The following is a 19,269-nucleotide window of genomic DNA, read 5'->3' on the forward strand; positions in this document are numbered from 1 at the left end:
TATGTTTAACAATTAGCTGTTTGCACTGTATTATTGCATTTTAGAGATCTGTTTTGCTTTTTGCTGATTTGATATTATTTGCAAATCTTTATTGGAAATTTTTCATAAAAGTTATTTTTATATTAATAAAAAACTTATATTTGAAACATTAAAAAATCTATTTGAAGAATGAAGCAATTTTACAAATCAAAAAGTTTACTTAGACTTTCTTTTTTATTCGTTTTATTATTTTCTGTGATTACCGTTGTAAGTTCTTGTAAAAAAGATGACGATGATGAATTTCAGGATCATGTAGTTCAGTTCGAAGTGAAAACAACTACCGGAGGAGTTATTAAAACTATTGTAACCCAGGTGGGTACTACTAAAAATGACATCTTTGATCCTGTAGGGACCTCATGGAAGAGTGAAGAGTTTTTTGTGAATTCCAGCCAGGCACAATTAAATTTGGATGCGAATGCATTACTTCCCGAAACTGATTCGGAATTGACAATCAACCTTTGGATAGATGGTGAAATTGCAAAAACCAGCAAGAAGAAAGGGAAAGGTGTTTTAGTAGCTTCTATTGATTACAGCTTCTTAGAATTGTAAATAAACATTATAATATATCATTAAAACCGCTTTTTAAGGCGGTTTTTTTATTTTTTTATCATTTGACAGGTATTAGATTTTCGTTTGATTTTTGTGAAGATCAGTTGTAACTTCTTTTTAAATGTTAGATCTTGAATTGTTGACTTTGGTAGGTTGATAGATAATGTTGTTAAATTGTTTTATTATTTAAAATCTAGGAACAAAATTAAGTATCTTAGAATATTAATTTTAGTTCGAAAAATAGATGTGGAAAAAAATAACGATATTGATATTTTTAATTGCATTTTCTTCTGTATTTCCACAGAACCAACAAAATATACAGGCTTACAAGGATAAATTTTTTATCTACCAGAAAATAGGTACAGATAGTGCTTTAACGTACGTAGATAAAATTTTTGCTTCAAAAAATAATGCTGATCTGGCATTTGCATATACTGCAAAAAGATACTTACTGACCATTACCGGAAAGGAAAATGCAACTCAGGGTTATATGGTAAAAATTAATACCTATTTAAAGAAAATTCCTGAAATTGAGCAAAATTATGGGAATCTGTCGCACATATATAATATTCTCGGAAACACCGATATGGCCAATGAATCCCCTAATGAAGCATTAAAAAAATTTATAAGGGCTGATTTTTTTGCACAAAAAAATAATGATATCCGGCAACATATAAAGATCAAGGGAAATATTGCCTATGTAAAGCTTAATATAAAGCAAACAGATGATGCTATTTCGGAAACCAGGCAAGTGCTTGAGCTTCTGGAGAATAATAAGTATTTATATGAAAAGGAAAATTTTGAGATTATTTACAACAACCTGTTTTCTAATTTAGGCCACCTGTATTCTGATAAATACATCTCTGACCCGGATAAGAATAAAAAATATGCAGACAGCGCGCTGCAAAATTTTAATCAACTGCTTCGTTCTACAAAAGATAAAAAGCTGTTGGCAGGCACTTATCTAAAGCTGGGGACATTAAATAACAAGCAGGAAAATTACCAGAAAGCATCTGGATATTATCTGAAAAGTCTGGATCTCTATACTTCTCTGCAGCTTAAGGATGAAATTCTCAATCTTAAATATAATTTAGGAGTGAATTACTATGAGTTGAATGAATATATGAAATCCAAGAAGAGTTTTCTGGAAATGTCCCATTCAATGGAGAAAGATTCACAGGTAAATATAGACTATATTTTTGCCCAGGATTATTTATCCAAAATTTATTTAAAAGAAGGGAAAGTAGATTCTGTAGAATTTTTTAATAACAAATTCATTGAGCTGTACCAAAAGAATTCTGAATTGGAAAAGAAAAATATTGCCAATATTTATAGGGAAATCAATTCCAAAAATTTGAATGAAGAGATCAATAAAAGTGCTTCTATACTTAGGAACCGTTTGTTTCTTATTATCATACTGGTCGTATTGATAGGCTGTATCACAGGATATTTATTGCTTCAGATCCGAAAAAAGAAAAAAATAGAAATCAGGCTGGATGAAATATTACTTCAGGTGAAGAACAGCAGCCTAAACAATCATCAGAATAAAAGCAGCTTCACAATCAGCAATGAAAAAGAAGCTGAGATCATGGAAAAACTGCTTGAACTGGAAGACAAAAAGATCTATCTTAAAAATGAGTTTAACCAGGCCTATGCAGCCAAAAGACTGGGTACGAATACCACTTACCTTTCACAGACGATCAATAAATACATGAAGAAATCTTTCAGTGAATATACCAACGAATTAAGAATCAATTATATTCTGAAGGAATTATCTGAAAATAGAAAACTGCGTAATTACACCACCCAGGCGCTGGCTGATCTTGTGGGTTATAAAAGTGGAATTTCTTTTGCAAGAACGTTTAAAGAAAAAACGGGAGTTACCCCGTTTCAGTATATTGAGAAATTAAATGCGGAGAATTGATCCAGATTGAAATAGCCTTATACGGAAGTTGAACATAGATGTGCACATTGATCGATGCACATATTTGAAGAACAGCATTCATTGATCGTCATCTTCCAGCAATGATCTACAGTGCCCGAACCGTTGCCATTATTAGTTCCACCGCCACCACCAGGTCCATCATCACCAATAAGAGAAAGCTGCCCGGCAATGATTGTTGATTGTTCTTTTCTTGATAATTTTTTTAAGCTGTTTTTACATTGTATTTTCATATTATTTTTTTTAAGTTTTATCCTAAAAGTTCGGTAGATGGTTTAAAACATATCTGTCTTTATCTATGGATCCATTTTTTCAACGCACCATCAATTTCTTTCCAGCATTCCAATGCTATGATATTCCAGAGACCCAACCATTATTTAAATTTTGTTTCATCATAGCTGTTTTTACTATGGTGCCGCGATATTTTTATGAATGCATTGGTGTATGGCGTAAAATTAAAAATTAATATGCTTTCAAAACACATCCCACCCAGAAGGATAATTTGAAATATATGATTATTGCTTAATTGTTTGTTTTTTAATGTTTTATATGGTATTTGAAGGCGTACTTTTTATAAAAAGTTCTATTGTTTTTTATAAAAAATTGATTCCTACAGTTTTTTTTTAGCTCTGGTTAAGCAACATTTGTACTCGAAATTCTTGTATGAAACAAAATCTTAAAATTATAAAGCAAAAATTTAAAGTATGAAAACAAAATATCTACTCATTATTATCTTATGTATACTTTTTACTATACAGATAAAGGCACAACCTACCATTACAAGTGCAGATATAATTACCGGAACTTTCCCAAATACAGCTGTTTCCCTTGCGCCGGGAGCGTATTCTCCAGGAAGCGGAGGAGCGAATATAACCTGGGACTTTTCCAATATTCAAGGAACAGCGATTGGGGTTACGTTTGTCTGGGGAGTATGTCCGGGTATTGCTGAATGTTCGGCTTTTCCCACAGCAAACCGGTATATAGCATTAATTGATCCCAGTACCGGAACTCAATTCCCTGATAAAAATATGTTCCGTCTTACAGACACTCAGTTTGAACATTTAGGCGCTCGTAATGAAACAATGAATTTTACCTATGCTTATACGGATACCCCGATTGAACTTATATTTCCTCTTACGTATGGACAGTCTTTTACAGATACTTCTTCCGTAACGGATAATACCATTACAACGACCACCAATGATGTATTTACAGCGGATGGGTATGGTACCATTATAACACCTGCTGGTACTTTTACCAATGTGCTGAGAGTGAAAAAAGTAAGTACTGTAACATCATCCGGTGCAGGTACAACTTCAGTGACAGAAATGATCAATTATATATGGTATAAAAACAATAGAGAAACAATTGCGGTCTTTTCAATCGTCAACCTTATATCACCGGTATCAGCACCCCAGTCTTCAAACTTTCAGTATGCTACCAATGCTAACCTTGCTACGGAAAATATTCAGATAGAAAAAAAACCGATAATGTATCCCAATCCAGTAAAAGACGGAAAACTATGGATAAATATCCCTTCAAACACTAAAATTAAATCGATCAGAATATATGACATGACCGGGAAGCAGATTTTCGCAGAATTACAGCATCAAATCATCCAGATAGGAGGTAAGCATATGATCAATATGCAGAATTATCCTGAAGGAAACTATATTGTCAATATGGAAACCGATAAAAATACCATTTCTCATACCATACAGATTAGAAAAAGCAATTAATACTCATCGTGCATGGGGATATATGGAAATTACAGGTTAATAAATCTCTATTACACAGAATCACTTTGTCAATAATATTTTTTTTTCATAAATTTTATAATTATCCACTGTTACCCTAGTCCCAACATGCACAATGAGTTTACTATAATTTTTTAATAAACTAAATAATAAACAATTTAATAAATGAAAGAAAGATTTTTATGACTGGGCCTGATTTGGCTTTTTGCAGGTAAGGTTTCAAAGATCATTTTGTGGTCAACGTGGAATTCGATGGTGGATCAGTAGCCTTGGGTGGTAGAGGAGGAATTGTTTTAAAAATTTAATATATCATTTAAAACCGCTTTTAGAGCGGTTTTTTATTTTCAGATCATATTCTGCTGTACGGCAATAGTGATGAGCTCAGTAGAGTTTTTTACCTGAAACTTCTGTAATAGATTTTTACGGTGTGTATCTACAGTAAGAGGACTCAGGAACAGTTCATCAGCAATCATCATGCTTGTTTTTCCTTCTGCTACCATTTGCAGGATCTGTTTTTCTCTTTTAGTGAGTCTTGGTATTGGATGGTCATTTAGGGAAGGTTTACTGATAATCTGTCTGGTTTCATTACAGAAAACAATATTTCCCGAGTAGGCCCCCTGAATACAAACGACCAATTCATCAATAGAGGTGTTTTTAAGAATATAACCACTGGCTCCGTTTTGAAGAGACTGCATAATGATGCTTCTCTCAGAACGGTTACTAAACATAATGACTGAAGTATCCGGGGATATTTTTTTTATTTCTCTGCAGAGCTCCGTTCCATTGGCATCAGGCAGTGTAATATCCAGAAGGATAATATCCGCTTTGTGTGATCTGATAAACCCCATGATTTCTGAACCGGAGGTGAAACTTTCCGAAACACTAAAATGTAATTGATTGTTCAGCATCATTTTCAATCCTTCAATGACGATAGGATGATCGTCTACAATGACAATATTTATTTTTTTATTCTCCATCAATATTGAGTTCTATGTTAACTGTTGTCCCCTGGGTATCTGAACTTACCTCCATTTTTCCTCTCAGGTAATTGACCCTGTTTTTCAAATTCCGAAGCCCCATACTTTTACTGGTTTTCTCTATATCTTTTTCAAATCCCTTCCCGTTATCTTCAATAGTGATCAAAAAGTTTTTCCCTGACTGAGAACATTGCAGTAAAATATTACTGGCTTCAGCATGTTTAATAGCATTCGCCAATAACTCCTGTACAATGCGGTAGATATTAAGCTGGATAGTTACGGGCAGATCTTTTTCAATACCAATAGCCTGGAAATCAATTTCGAGGTCTTTTCTGATATAAAACTCACAAAGATCCTGCAAAGCGGTTTCCAAACCAAAATTAAGTAAGGATTCAGGCATTAGGTTTCTAGCCACATGGCGGAGTTCACTCACAGAGCTGTCTAATTGCCCTAAAATCCTGTAAAACTCCTGATCTTTTTCAGCATCTAAATGACTGGACGACCAGGTAGAAAAATTAATTTTAACGCCGGCAAGCATCCCGCCCAAACCATCATGAAGATCCCTCGCGATACGCTCCCTTTCTCTTTCTTCACCATCCAGAATAGCTTTGGTAAGTGATAATTCTTCCTTTTGTTTGATGTCGTTGATCTTTTGCTCAGATATCTTTTTGTTTTTTCTGAATATGATAAAAAAGAAAAGTAAAAGGCTTAAGGCTAATACCAGAATGAAGCTCAGTCCCCATAAGTAAGAATTTTTCTTATTGACTTCTAATTCTTTTTGTTTTTTTTCAGCATTTAAAGTGGCTATTTTTCTTTCTTTTTCAGCAGCATTAAATTTTGATTCAATCTTATTGATCTCAAGTTTTATATTTTCTGTATTCAAACTGTCGCTAAGCCCGGAATACCTTTGTTCCCATACCAATGCTTCCCGGGAATTCCCCATTTCTTCACTGAGTATAGAAAGTTGCTTATAAATGGTCTTTCGGTTATTGAGATCAAGGGCAAGAGATTTTTCTGTTAAAATACCCTCCAGAACATTTTTAGCCTCATGGTATTTCTTTAATTTTCTTAGAATATCATATTTATTGAAATAAAACATTTGTGCCAGCAGATTCTGATTGAACTTTTTTGCATAAAAAATTCCTTTTTCAATCACAGGCAGTGCTTCAGAATTCTTTTGTTTGGTAATACAATGCAGGGTTTTACTGTAATAATAAAATGCATTGACAGAGGATTCCGGGTAAGGGGCAATCAGCTTTTCAGCTTTATCCAAGCATTTTTTTGCTTCATCCCCGTTGGTCTGATAGCAGAAATTGTTGGCAGAATTGAGATAGGTGAAAAATAGCTCTGCAGAATTCGGGTAGTTCTTTTCAAGAATTTCTAAAGCTTTAGTATTATAATTCTCAGCTTTTTTTAATTCAGCATTATACATGAGAATAACGGCAAGTTGTGTATATAAAAATCCCAGACTTCTGCTGTTTTTATATTTTTTAGCCAACGGAATACTTTTTTCAAGGATAATCTTCAGCAAGAAAGGGTAGCCTTCCTTATCCTTTTGTGCTACTCCATAGCTGTACCATGCTGAAGACTGAAGGAGGTCCGACTCTTCAGTCTTGAATTTTGATAATCCTTTAATGGCCTGCTCATAAAAGATAGCTGCCTTAGCTTTATTCCGGTCCAGGTAATATTGCGCTTTGTAAAAATCATATTTTGCAGAAAGGAAAGGATTGTTTTTGATGAATGTTTTCCCATTTTCCAGGTACTTCCTGCTTAAAAGAGAATCGATATTTCTGTAATAATTGGACAGCAGGAAATAAGCATTGGCCTTTGGAATGTTGGATGTATTAGTTATTGTAATGTTTTGCAGGCTGTCTAAATAGGGTTGCTCATGAAGAGGAATGATTTGCTGGGACTGTAAACTGAAAGACAGGAATAAGCTTAATAAGATAAGTAATCTCTTCATGATGGATCAATTCTGTATAATATTTTTAAAAATGCTCAATTTAATTAAAAAATTTAGCAAAAAAAATACCTGAATCTAGGTAGAAAAAATTACTCATTTTTCAGGATTGATAAAGTTTATGGACTCTAATAGCTTTGCAGTTATCAAATCACTAATCATAGAATATTAAATAAAGTAACTAAAATTTAAACAAAAAGATTATGAAAAAAATGAGAATGAGTCAACTGTTGAGAGGTACGTTTGTTGTATTATTAGCAACCATGTTCATCGGTTTTGTTTCATCTTGCAGTAAAGATGATGACGATGACAATACTCCGGGAAGCGGGAAAAGTCATAAAGTGGTTTTTAAAGCGATTGCTTCTACAGGAGCTGACATTGATGTGGCGGTATATGGAATAGACGGTAATCCTACAACGGCTTCAAGCCTTAGTGGAACGACCTGGTCAAGCCCTGAAGTGACTTCAGAAGCAGGAGCTTATAATGCCAATGTTGCAGTAAATGCAATTGGGGCAGACGCTTCTGCAACGTTAAAAGTTCAAATCTGGGTAGACGGAGAATTAAAAAAAGAAGGTACTTCCAGCGGTCAATATTTATCGGCTTCTGCAAGCTACACATTTTAAAATCAAATTATTTTCGAACGAAAAACGGCGCTGAGATAAAATCTCAGCGCCGTTTTAATAGTATATTCAGAATTAGATTACTTTTACAATAAAGTAGCTTTTTTTACCTTTTTGAAGTAACAGGAATTTCCCGTCAATAAGGTCGCTTTCGCTAGCTGCAAAAGTATCATTTACTTTTTGTTTGTTTACAGAAATTGAATTTCCTTTCATCTCCCTCTGCGCTTCACTCTTAGACTTTAAGAATCCTGATTTTTCAGAAAGAAGATCAATGACATTGATTCCCAATACATCTGCTTGGGCCACTTCTTTTTGCGGAACACCGTCAAATACTTCAAGGAAGGTCTCCTCATCAAGGCTTACAAGATCTTCAGCGGTAGAACGTCCGAAAAGAATTTCCGAAGCTTTTAATGCCTTTTCATATTCTTCTTTTCCGTGTACCCAAACAGTAACTTCTTCAGCCAGTTTCTTCTGAAGTTTTCTTTCATGAGGAGCTGTTTTGTGCTCTTCAATCAACGCTTCAATCTCTTCTTTTCCTAAGAATGTGTAGAATTTAATGAATCTTTCAGCATCATCATCTGTAGCATTCAACCAGAACTGGTAGAATTTGTAGGGTGAAGTTTTCTTTTTATCCAACCAATAGTTTTCTCCACTTTCAGATTTTCCGAATTTGGAACCGTCAGCTTTTGTGATCAAAGGAACCGTTAATGCAAATGCTTCTCCCTGAGCTTTTCTACGAATCAGTTCTGTTCCCGTAGTAATGTTCCCCCACTGGTCAGAACCTCCCATCTGAAGTTTTACATTATTGTTTTGATACAGGTGAAGGAAATCATATCCCTGAATCAGCTGATAAGTAAACTCCGTAAAGCTCATTCCGTCTGCACCTGCTTCCCCTGAAAATCTTTTCTTTACAGAATCTTTAGCCATCATATAGTTGACCGTGATATTCTTTCCGATATTTTTTGCAAAATCAAGGAAAGAAATATTCTTCATCCAGTCATAATTGTTGACCAATTCTGCTTTATTAGGCTCGTTTCCATCAAAATTTAAAAACCTTGACAGCTGATTCTTTAAACAGTCAACATAATGTAAAAGCGTTTCTTCATCCAAAAGATTTCTTTCCGCAGATTTTCCGGATGGATCTCCAATCATACCTGTAGCTCCTCCTACAAGAGCAATAGGCTTGTGCCCGTGCTGTTGGAAGTGAGCAAGAATTTTTATCTGGATAAGACTTCCGATATGTAAAGAATCGGCTGTCGGATCAAAACCAATATATGCAGTAGTTACCTCTTTATTCAGTTGTTCATCGGTTCCGGGCATCATATCGGCATAAAGACCACGCCATTTAAGTTCTTCTATAAAGGAATTCATTGATTTTTTCTTTAAAAATTTTACGGGGCAAAGATAGTAAATTCAGAAGTATCAAGGGGGCAAAAGGGGAAATTTGCTGATTGATATATTTGCCAATTCAGTTTTCCTCAGTCTTTGAATTTTCATTCAAATATGCTATATTTGTTAGTAATGAACGACGAACAGCTATTTCTGCTCATTCAAAAAGCCAAGGACAAGGACCAAAAGGCTCAGACTAAACTCATTAATGTTTTTTGGGTAGATGTTTTCTCTTTTGTGATGAAAAAAGTAAGGGATGAAAATGATGCCGACGAAATCACTGTGAACGTCTTTTCCAAAGTACTCTCAAAGCTGGATATGTTTGATCCACACTTTCAGTTTAAAACCTGGGTCCTTACCATAGCTCAGAATACGGTCATTGACTTCTGGAGAAAGAGAAGCCGCGAAAATGAGGATGCCGTTGAAAATCTTGATGAGGTTAAAAATCAATATGCAAAATCTCCTGAAGAACTGATGATTTCCAATGAAGAGCAGAAAAAGATCATTAAAACCATTGAATCTTTGGATGCCAACTATCAGGATATTATCAAACTTAGATTTTTTGAAGAGAAAAGCATCAAAGAAATTGCCGAAGAACTGGGGATTTCTGTTGCCAATACCAAAGTGAGAGTGATGCGTGCCAAGAAAGTGCTGGCTGAGCTGCTTAAAGATAATGAGTTTGAAGACAACTAAATGCTATCCATTTTTTAAGAATCAGTAAATTAAATATTTTCAATTACAAATTACCCATTCCGGATGTAAGAGTGGGTTTATTAGTGCTCAATATATTGAGAAACTTCTTCAGAATACTTAATTCATTAAAAAGACTTACCATATATTATAAGATTCAATATATAGTGGCTGTTTACTGGGAAATTAAGGAATAATAACAGATTATTACGGAAAATAGACGGTGGAATTGATCCTTCGGGTTCAATTTTTTCGTAACTTTCGGTGTTTAAAAATGAAAAGAATGACTTCAAAGGAAAAAGTTGCTGCGCTTCGTGAAGAAATGCAGAAAAATAATGTTGATGCATTTATAGTATATTCTGCAGATCCCCATATGAGTGAATATCTTCCTGAAGAATGGCAGGAGAGAGCCTGGTTGTCAGGATTTCTGGGTTCTGCCGGTTTTGTGGTAGTAACCAAAGATAAAGCAGGGCTTTGGACAGACGGAAGATACTTTACACAAGCGGTTGATGAGTTGGAAGGTTCAGGAATTGACCTTTTCAAAGATGGAATAGAAGGAACTCCCAATTATATCGATTGGATTATTTCGGAAATTCCTGCAGGAGGTAAAGTGGCCGTTAATGCTTTAGCAGCTTCTCATGCTAACTGGGAACTGCTTTCTCAAAAATTTAATTCAAAAAATATTGTACTGGCTGACATTCCTCTTTTAAAAGAAGTTTGGAAAGAAAGAGGTACACCTTCAAAAAATCCAATCTTTGTACACCCTGTAGAAAGAGCCGGTCAATCTGTAGCGGATAAACTTTCTGCTATCCGTCAGAAAATGGAGGATCAGGATGCTACTGTTCACATCATCTCAAGTTTAGATGATGTAGCATGGACTTCCAATCTTAGAGGAAGCGATGTACAGAGTAACCCTGTATTTTTAGGATATATTGTGATCACTAAAAATGATGCTGTTTTATTCACAGACCTGGATAAAATGGAAGTGGGGGCCAGAAAACAACTGGATGATTCTTTCGTGAAAATGATGCCTTACGAAGAATTCTATAATTATCTGAAAGCATTCAAAAATGAAAAAGTACTGGTTTCTCCGAACACCAACCAACAGATTTTTGAAACACTAAAAACAGATAATCAGTTTATCAAAGCTCCGGTTCCCGGAAATCTGATGAAAGCTCAAAAAAATGAAACTGAGCTGGAAGGTTTCAGAAAAGTAATGGCGAGAGATGGGGTAGCGATGGTAAAATTCCTTTACTGGCTGACTCATAATGCCGGAAAAGAAACCATGAACGAATATTCTATTGGTGAAAAACTGAGAGGCTTCCGTGCAGAAGGTGAGAATTTTGTGGGAGAAAGTTTCGGTTCCATCGTAGGATATAAAGGTAATGGTGCTGTCATTCACTATTCGGCCAAGAAGGAAGGAAGCAAAGACGTGACTAATGATGCAAGTATCCTGGTAGATTCAGGAGGACAGTATCTTGAAGGCACTACAGATATTACAAGAACTTTTGCTTTGGGAGCTGTTTCTGAAGATTTCAAGAGAAACTCAACATTAGTATTACAGGGACTGATCCGTTTATCTATGGTGAAATTCCCGAAAGGAACTAAAGGAGTACAACTTGATGCCATTGCAAGACTTCCGTTATGGATGGATGGCAAAGACTACAATCATGGAACAGGTCACGGTGTGGGAAGTTTTATGAATGTTCACGAAGGCCCGCAAAGCATCAGAAAAGATCTGAATCCACAGGATCTTCTTCCGGGAATGGTATGCTCCAATGAACCTGGATATTACCTTGAAGGAGAATACGGAATCCGTCATGAAAATCTGATTGCCGTGAAAGAAGCGGAAACAACAATTAACGGAACTTTCTATGAATTTGAAACACTGACATTCTGCCCGTTCTTTAAAGATACCATAGTGAAAGAAATTCTTTTAGAAAATGAAATCGCCTGGTTAAATGGGTATCATAAAACATGTGAAGAAAAAATTGCTCCTTATTTAGAAGGAGAGGTTAAAGAATGGTTCTTACAGTTGGTAAGCCCTCTTTAATAAGATGTTTGTGCTGATTAAGGAATATAGCTTTTGGCACAGCATTGAACTTTAACAGAATAATTGTTAGATACGTTTGAAGTCCTGTACGTCTTGTTACAGGGCTTTTTCTTTTTATACAACCGTATTTTTACGGAGAAAACTTTAGGGATTCCCCTGACACAGGGGAATTGAGAGCTGCCTATATTTGCATCAACACAAACATCATATCTTCATATACATAACTCAATCAGTTTTAAAACGGTAGTAAAATCATTCCATTCGGGGTGGTTTTACGTTTTTTGTAAAAGGATAGGATACAATTCCTCATGAGACCATTTTTGCTTTTCTTTATACTTTATAGGCCGTAATTTTATTTTCATGCTGTTTTTATTTATTTTCGCTGTATTCAAGTAGGAAGGATACTATTTTTTAAAAACTATGATACAGGATTATTTTCGAATGTTTTCCCTATTTTCAGAAAGTGAAATTGAGGAGTTTTTACATCTTTTTGAACCCCGGAGCGTCAATAAAAATGACTACTTTGTGCAGGAAGGTGATCCATGTAAAGAGATTGCATTCATAGAATCCGGAATTTTCCGTTCGTATTATATTTCCGATGATGGGAAAGATACTACGTACTGTTTCAGATTTCCCAATAATCTGATGGCTTCCTATTCATCATTTATTTCAGGGGCTCCAAGTATGGAGACCATGCAGGCTATCTCCAGTGCTGATCTGCTTATTTTGAAAAAAGATAAAATAGAAGAGCTGGTTCGGAATAATCCCAATTGGACCTTATTTTTAAAAGCAATAGCCGAGCAGGAATATATGGAACTTGAAAAAAGATTCTTTCAGCTTCAGCGTAACAATGCTGCCCAGAGGTATGCCGATTTACTTAAAAACCAACCGGATTATATCCAGAATATTCCGCTGCAGTTCCTGGCTTCTTATCTTGGGATTACCCAACGCCATTTAAGCCGTATCCGAAAGGAAATTTCTTTTTAGACATTTGTCCTGTTCATTGGTCCGGAAGCTCTATAATTTTGTAAAAAAAATAGATGGAGCATAATATTCTGATTATTGGTGGAACCGGATTAGTGGGTAAAACGATTGCCCGTATTTTAAAAAAAAGAAATCCTCAGTTCAATATTTTTATTGGGGGACGAAAAGGAGGTAAAACTGATAAAGACCTAAAGATTGACGTCACAGATCCGGGTTCTTTTAGCATAATTTTAGAGAAAAAAATCAACCTGATTATTCTTTCAGTCAATGATAAAACGGATCATGTTCTCCGCTTTGCTATTGACAATAAGATCGATTATCTGGATATCACCAAGCCAACTCCTGATCTGGTAAAAGCCTACGATCTGGCAAAGAACCGAAAAGTCAGCAGCAGAATTGTATTCAGCTCAGGATGGATGGGAGGAATTGTTCCGGGGTTGGCAAATACGCTTTCAGATAGGGTAGATATCCGGGAGATTAAGCTTTTTGTATATTATTCTGTAAAGGATCTGGCTGGAGAAAGCTCTGCTCATTTTATGGCAGAAAATGTGGCTGTTCCTTTCAGTGAATATAAAAATGATCAACCTGTTTCTATCCGGCATTTTTTAAATACTGAAGTTTTTGATTTTTCCTTTGGCATAGGGAAGAAGAGGGCTTATAATTTTGATGTTCCGGATCTTTATATTTTAAACCGGGTAGAAAGAGTTCCTGATGTCAGTGTAAAAATGACCTACAATTCAAAATTTATTACGTGGTTGCTTGGCTCTTTTCAGTACCTTAGAATTTTCAGTATTTTATCTTTAAAAGAAAGAAAGATGATCTTCGGATCCAGTGGAAAAGGAGATCAGTCAGTATTTGAAATTGTTGTAAAGGATAAAGGGATTTGCAGGAAATTAAGTTTACAGAGTACAAAAGGACAGGCAGAACTAACCGCTTTATCAGCAGTGCTGCATACGGAAGAGCTGTTGAGAAACCCTCATGGAAATAATGTTTATTTTGGACACCAGCTGCATGAACCCTTATCATTATTAGCCCAGCTTAATGCATATGAAACCATTAATATCAAGGTAACACAATGAAAAAAATAGCCATTATCAACGGACATCCAAATAAAGATTCGTTCAATTTTGGAATTGCTGAAGCATACAGAAACGGAGCAAAGGAATCGGGGGCAGAAGTAAAGGAAATTACCATTGCCTATCTCGATTTTAATCCTAATCTGCAATTCGGGTATCAAAAAAGGATGGAACTGGAACCGGACTTGCTTAAAGCCTGGGAAATCATACAGTGGGCTGATCACCTGGTATGGATACATCCTGTTTGGTGGGGCGGCCTGCCCGCCATCACAAAAGGTTTTATAGACCGGCTTTTCTTACCGGGAATGGCTTTTAAATACAGGGAAAACTCTGTATGGTGGGATCGGTTTCTGAAAGGGAAAACAGGACATATTATTACCACTTTAGATCAGCCGGGTTGGTATTACCGTCTTTTTTTCGGCAGACCCAGTGTTAATCAGCTTAAAAGATCTACGTTGGAGTTTTGCGGCGTAAAACCGGTGAAGGTAACTTATATTGGAGTAATCAGGAATTCTAAGGAAGAACAGCGGAATCATTGGCTGAAAAAGGCAAAAGAATTGGGAAAAAAGATGAAATAAAATGATGCCCCCCTGATCTTTAATTTTATCTGACAATTAAATCTCTAATTGTCAGATAAAATTGTGAGTATCACTTACAATCCTTTCTTTCCTTCTATCCAATAGGCTTGTGATCTGATGCATCTGGAGGATACTCCTTTTGCCTTTAGGAATTTTCTGATCAGTGTCATTGTATTTCCGTTTCCCGTTACATAGAAAATCACATCATCATTGTATATAGCTTGTTTTTCTTCCCTTAAAAAATCAGTTAGAGATTCAATAATAACCATGATATTATTCTTTGGAGCATGGTATCCGTATAAACTCAGGGTTTCCAGAGCCGAAGAATCTTCCACCTCATGGAGACAGCCAAATAAGAGATTAGATTCTTCAGCAGCTTCTTTAATGGCAAGAGAGCTTCCCAGGGATGTTTCATCACCTATTGAGAAATGCATCATGGCATCGGGATCAAAAAAACGTTTTCCTCTGGGTATTAAAATTTTTATAGAATCTCCTGCTGACAGGTGGGTCACGAAATTGCTTCCTGCTGCTGCGATATCGTGAATATGAAAGAGAATGTCAAATGTACCTGCTTCTCTGTTGAAATTAAAAGGAGAATAATTACGGAAATCCCTATCGTTGACTCTTATTCCTATGGCATAGGCAGGTTCATAATGAATATCCTGCAAGTCTGTGGCAAAACGTATACAGTAAAGCTCATCAGTAATTTTCTTCTTATCGATAACATTACAGTCTTTAAACTTTGAAGACCACACATTTTCTACAGTATCATTGATCCATTTTGGTAAGCTTGGCATAAATAATTTTTTATGACAAAGGAAGCTGTAAAATTAAAATATAGCGATAGCTGTTTCAGGGAATTGGTTGGATTATTCGTGGGTTACTTTCCTGTTTTATTTTTATCCCGAAATGCTGAGGGAGGCTGGCCCACCAGTTTTGAAAATAAACGGCTAAAATAAGTGTGATCACTATATCCCAATTCATAAGCAATTTCCTTTACTGTAAGATGGGTAAAGGCTAATAATCTTTTTGCTTCTATGATAATTTCCTGATGGATCCAGTATTGTGCTGGCTTTCCGGTTACCTCCCGGATTACTTCGGTGAGATATCCTCTTGAAATATTGAGAAGTTCAGCATATTCTGATGGACTTTTCGTGGTTTTAAAATTTTCTCTTATCCTGATTCTGAAAGCTCTTGCCAGCTGCAAAGAACGGTTTTCATCAGATATTTCAGAGGTGGTTTCGCGGGAATATATAAAAGCAAACATCCCGACAAAAGCATTCAATAAAGAGTGAACAACCAAAAGCCCTTCTTTGGAGGCGAATGTTTCCTCAGTGAAGGAAGCCTGGAGCATACTGGCAGATGTATTGATCTTTTCCATCCAATTTTTATCGATAGTAATAGGCTTCACTTCATCCAGGGATTCCTCAAAAACAGCACGTACGGTATCCGGAAGCCAATCTGCCTTTACCGCTACAAACCAACCGCTCACATCTTTCATCAAAAGCCCCTGATGTACCTGATTAGGCAATACACAGAAAATAGAGCTGCCTTGAGATTCAATGATTTTAAAATCAACCATCATTTTTACGTGGCCACTTTCCATACAAGTGAAAATATAATGGCTGTCACGGTGTATCCCTTTATCCAAAATAGTATCTTTTGAATGGTGATAATTTTCATCCAGTCTTTTGATAAGAAAATGATGCTCCGAAATATCACTTAAATCATAGGTAGGAATGGTATGCTTCATCTTTTATTTTGCCTTTGAGAATGCCATCTTTATGGCTAAGCAGGTCAGTACACTAGCCATAAACCACTTTTGTACTCTTATCCAGGCAGGGTTGTGGGCAAAGAATAAAGCCACTCTTGCCGCGGTTAATATGATTAAAAAGTTAACACTAAAACTTACCAGAACCTGGATAACTCCAAGTTCCAAACTCTGGATCAGTACTGATCCATATTCAGGTTTGATAAACTGTGGAAAAAGGGACAGGTAAAAGACAGCTACTTTGGGATTGAGCATACTGGTTAAAAAGCCAATACTGAAAAGCTTTTTAGGACTGTCATGAGATCCGCTTTCATCGACTTCAAAAATGTTTTTGCTCTTAGGTTTAATGGCCTGATAAGCTAAATATAAAAGATAAATAATTCCTACTGTTTTAAGGACTGTATAAGCGATGGGCACCGCAAATAATACGGCGGTCAACCCAAAAGATACCATAACGATGTGAAACAGAAATCCACAGACTACCCCGATCAATGAAATAAACCCTGACTTCTTTCCTTGCGTTATTGATTTGGATATCAGATAGATCATATTGGGCCCCGGGCTGATTACAAGAACAAGTGCAGCCAGAATAAAGAATAAAAGCTCGTGGAATGGAATCATGATGTAAAGAGGTTTTAAATGAGATCGTTTTGTATTACAAAGATACATACTGCTTCTCATGTTTTTTGAAAAAAAAATAGATGAATATTAATTTTAATTACGTTGTATTATGTTTTCCACACAAAAGTGATTTAAAAATAAATAGGAGTGCATTTTTTTTGTAAATTTCAACACATAAAATAATTATCATTCACAAATAGCTATCATGACTACTGAAAACATCTTTGAAGCCATTAGAAAATGGAAAAATATTATTGATTCTTACAAAAACGGGATTGATACGAATGGGACCAAAATTTTGAATTATTTAAATCAGGGAACCCATTTCAGTGTTTCAGGAGCAGAAATTGAACGGTGGAAAAAAAACCTTACAGGAGAACACCAAAGAATTCATGCTTATGTAGGTATTCATGAGGAACAATTAAAGTTTTTTCTGATTGATTCTACAAGTGATAAAGAGGCTAATTTTGGTGCTATAGTTATTAAAAGCTTTTCCCGTGATTTTGCTGACGGGAAGATGGAAATCAGTAATGATATGGAATTAAATCCACCTTCAATTACTTCAGAAGCGGCCATAAATAGAAGTTTCAGATGGAACATGTTTGCTACTTCCTGGCTTCAGGCTCAGAAAACAGAAGATTTTTTTCAACTGATCTCTATTCCGTTTTCGGATTATGAAAGAATGGGGATTCTGGATGCCCAGACATGTATCTGCTTCTTTGGGCTCACGAATAACTTAGAAAAAAAAGAAAGTAATTTCCCTTATCATATCGAAATGATTACGGTGAAAAGTTTAGCGATTAACCATATCAGTGAAACTGCAGAAAACTATTCTACTCCACGACCTCCATTTACGATTGATAGTCTCAGTGATTATCAACTTTTGAAGCAAAGCACCAGTGTTTTCGTATAACAGCCTTTCCCTGTACTTGCAAATTATGATTAATCTCGTTTTACTGACTGGGTTGATTATATTGGTAAAAGAAGGGATAAGAACAAAGTTTCCTGTGATTGTACTTCTTTCAGGAGAGCTGACGTTGGAGATGGCCGACTTAATTGACCGGTTGATGAAATTAAACACGCTTAACACCTATAATTATGCACTCAGCCAGTTTTTTGGTCTGGTAGCCCTTACGGTGGTTTATAGCAATTATTATATTCAGCTTTCCCGCAAAATCAGATGGGTGATCTATTGTTATGCAGGGTTTTTGCTGATTGGTAATATGTTGTATATACAAAACGCTACATCGGTCACTTTCTATTCTAATATCATCAGTAGTATTATTATTTGCAGTTATGCAGCTTCTTATTTCATGAAGATCATCAGGGTAGGAAGAGTTGAAAAAAGTATGTTTATTGTAAACATCGTTGTTTTTCTGTTCTTTTCCGTTGAATGTGTGATCTCTACTACTTTTAATTTTTTAATCAGCAACCATCTGAGCTGGGTAGGGCCCATCTGGCTTCTTAGAGGCGTTTTGTTATTGTCTTTTTATATTGCTTTTATTAATCTGGGATGTGCTGTTGGGAAAATCAGAATCAGGTAGTCGTATGGATATGGATCGGTATTGGGCTATTTTTTTTAACAACATTATTCATCACATTATTGGTTATTAATTATTTAAAAAGTATCAAAAAAAACAAGCAGAAAGTCTCGACGATGTTCAGGGATGTGAAAAAGGAATACGGGGAGCATATGCTGAGCTTACAGGAACAGGATAGGGAACGTTTGGCAGAAGAACTTCATGATAATATCATCTCGCAGCTGAATATTATTCGTTTGACTATCAATGAGAAAAAGCCGGAAGAGCTCAATGTTGATTTAAAAAGATCAATGCAGCTGATTCGGGAATTATCCCATAATCTGACTCCTCCTGATCTCAATGAAATTGATCTTGCAGATTTAATTGCGGATTATCTCGTACCGATTAATAAAAATATAGAAGTTATTTTTCATCATCTTACAATAGAGATAGCAATCAGCAATCCTGTAAAATTAAATATCTTCAGAATCATACAAGAATTAATCACCAATATTCTTAAACATGCTGAAGCTACCAGAGTGGATGTATCCCTAAGAATATCGCTGAATTATCTGATGTTAACCATAGAAGATAATGGTCGTGGCTTTATTATAGGGAATCATTCGGGTGGGATAGGATTAAGAAATGTTCATTCAAGAGCACAAAAAATCAAAGCAATCTATAAACTTAAAACAAAACCTGAGAAAGGAACAAAATTTATCGCCTGTATGGCAATACAATAA

19 protein-coding genes are annotated in these 19,269 nt (G+C 35.6%); 12 read left to right on the forward strand and 7 right to left on the reverse strand.

All coding sequences use genetic code 11. From position 1 onward, the window contains the following. The first annotated feature begins 168 nt into the window (after window positions 1-168). The gene (locus tag B8967_RS21970; protein ID WP_047486949.1) at window positions 169-588 is read left to right on the forward strand and encodes a hypothetical protein; all 420 of its coding nucleotides are present in this window, start codon (window positions 169-171) and stop codon (window positions 586-588) included. A gap of 265 nt (window positions 589-853) precedes the next feature. Then, entirely contained in the window at window positions 854-2,512 is a 1,659-nt protein-coding gene (locus B8967_RS21975; protein WP_179140104.1) for an AraC family transcriptional regulator, read from the forward strand. 17 nt (window positions 2,513-2,529) lie between these two features. On the opposite strand, the gene B8967_RS22365 is transcribed toward B8967_RS21975, so the two are convergent. Beyond that, window positions 2,530-2,763 (reverse strand): hypothetical protein, encoded by a 234-nt coding sequence (locus tag B8967_RS22365; protein WP_047486943.1) that lies wholly within the window; start codon window positions 2,761-2,763, stop codon window positions 2,530-2,532. Between the two features lie 471 nt (window positions 2,764-3,234). On the opposite strand from B8967_RS22365, the gene B8967_RS21980 reads away from it, so the two are divergent. Further along, entirely contained in the window at window positions 3,235-4,269 is a 1,035-nt protein-coding gene (locus tag B8967_RS21980; RefSeq protein WP_084087875.1) for a T9SS type A sorting domain-containing protein, read from the forward strand. 362 nt (window positions 4,270-4,631) lie between these two features. Here B8967_RS21980 and B8967_RS21985 read toward each other — a convergent pair whose 3' ends face one another. Both B8967_RS21985 and B8967_RS21990 read right to left on the reverse strand, forming a co-directional pair. Beyond that, complete coding sequence (locus B8967_RS21985; protein ID WP_084087876.1) at window positions 4,632-5,264, reverse strand: response regulator; 633 nt, start codon at window positions 5,262-5,264, stop codon at window positions 4,632-4,634. Then, complete coding sequence (locus tag B8967_RS21990; RefSeq protein WP_084087877.1) at window positions 5,254-7,227, reverse strand: tetratricopeptide repeat-containing sensor histidine kinase; 1,974 nt, start codon at window positions 7,225-7,227, stop codon at window positions 5,254-5,256. Before B8967_RS21990 ends, B8967_RS21985 begins: the two co-directional genes overlap by 11 nt. 200 nt (window positions 7,228-7,427) lie before the next feature. On the opposite strand from B8967_RS21990, the gene B8967_RS21995 reads away from it, so the two are divergent. After that, window positions 7,428-7,847: a hypothetical protein gene (locus B8967_RS21995; RefSeq protein ID WP_084087878.1), complete on the forward strand. Its 420-nt coding sequence runs from the start codon at window positions 7,428-7,430 to the stop codon at window positions 7,845-7,847. 72 nt (window positions 7,848-7,919) lie between these two features. Here B8967_RS21995 and tyrS read toward each other — a convergent pair whose 3' ends face one another. Continuing rightward, window positions 7,920-9,215: a tyrosine--tRNA ligase gene (gene tyrS / locus B8967_RS22000; protein ID WP_084087879.1), complete on the reverse strand. Its 1,296-nt coding sequence runs from the start codon at window positions 9,213-9,215 to the stop codon at window positions 7,920-7,922. Between the two features lie 150 nt (window positions 9,216-9,365). On the opposite strand from tyrS, the gene B8967_RS22005 reads away from it, so the two are divergent. From B8967_RS22005 to B8967_RS22025, 5 genes are all read left to right on the forward strand, one after another. Then, on the forward strand, window positions 9,366-9,926 hold the full coding sequence (locus B8967_RS22005; RefSeq protein ID WP_047486924.1) for an RNA polymerase sigma factor: 561 nt from the start codon (window positions 9,366-9,368) through the stop codon (window positions 9,924-9,926). Window positions 9,927-10,206: 280 nt separating this feature from the next. After that, entirely contained in the window at window positions 10,207-11,976 is a 1,770-nt protein-coding gene (locus tag B8967_RS22010; protein ID WP_084087908.1) for an aminopeptidase P family protein, read from the forward strand. A 420-nt stretch (window positions 11,977-12,396) separates the two neighbouring features. Then, window positions 12,397-12,963 (forward strand): Crp/Fnr family transcriptional regulator, encoded by a 567-nt coding sequence (locus B8967_RS22015; RefSeq protein WP_084087880.1) that lies wholly within the window; start codon window positions 12,397-12,399, stop codon window positions 12,961-12,963. 53 nt (window positions 12,964-13,016) lie between these two features. Then, window positions 13,017-14,039, forward strand: coding sequence for a saccharopine dehydrogenase family protein (locus tag B8967_RS22020; protein ID WP_084087881.1), 1,023 nt, complete (start codon window positions 13,017-13,019; stop codon window positions 14,037-14,039). After that, entirely contained in the window at window positions 14,036-14,614 is a 579-nt protein-coding gene (locus tag B8967_RS22025) for an NAD(P)H-dependent oxidoreductase (protein ID WP_084087882.1), read from the forward strand. The genes B8967_RS22020 and B8967_RS22025 overlap by 4 nt, the downstream gene beginning before the upstream one ends. Window positions 14,615-14,688: 74 nt before the next feature. Here the strand turns inward: B8967_RS22025 and B8967_RS22030 are convergent, their stop codons facing one another. The 3 genes from B8967_RS22030 to B8967_RS22040 form a co-directional block, all read right to left on the reverse strand. After that, window positions 14,689-15,411, reverse strand: a complete 723-nt coding sequence (locus B8967_RS22030) for a siderophore-interacting protein (RefSeq protein WP_047486911.1) — start codon at window positions 15,409-15,411, stop codon at window positions 14,689-14,691. Window positions 15,412-15,494: 83 nt separating this feature from the next. Next, on the reverse strand, window positions 15,495-16,367 hold the full coding sequence (locus B8967_RS22035) for a helix-turn-helix domain-containing protein (RefSeq protein WP_084087883.1): 873 nt from the start codon (window positions 16,365-16,367) through the stop codon (window positions 15,495-15,497). 3 nt (window positions 16,368-16,370) lie between these two features. Further along, entirely contained in the window at window positions 16,371-17,006 is a 636-nt protein-coding gene (locus B8967_RS22040; RefSeq protein ID WP_047486905.1) for a LysE family translocator, read from the reverse strand. A gap of 205 nt (window positions 17,007-17,211) precedes the next feature. Between B8967_RS22040 and B8967_RS22045 the strand changes: the two genes are divergently transcribed. Genes B8967_RS22045 through B8967_RS22055 form a run of 3 tightly spaced genes read left to right on the forward strand, consistent with a single transcriptional unit; the run spans window position 17,212 to window position 19,269 of the window. Next, entirely contained in the window at window positions 17,212-17,919 is a 708-nt protein-coding gene (locus tag B8967_RS22045; protein ID WP_084087884.1) for a hypothetical protein, read from the forward strand. Window positions 17,920-17,944: 25 nt separating this feature from the next. Beyond that, a complete protein-coding gene (locus tag B8967_RS22050; protein WP_084087885.1) occupies window positions 17,945-18,550 on the forward strand; it encodes a hypothetical protein in 606 nt (201 codons plus the stop codon). Next, window positions 18,520-19,269, forward strand: coding sequence for a sensor histidine kinase (locus tag B8967_RS22055; protein WP_084087886.1), 750 nt, complete (start codon window positions 18,520-18,522; stop codon window positions 19,267-19,269). Before B8967_RS22050 ends, B8967_RS22055 begins: the two co-directional genes overlap by 31 nt.

Source organism: Chryseobacterium sp. YR221, from assembly GCF_900176315.1.
Taxonomy (GTDB): domain Bacteria; phylum Bacteroidota; class Bacteroidia; order Flavobacteriales; family Weeksellaceae; genus Chryseobacterium; species Chryseobacterium rhizosphaerae.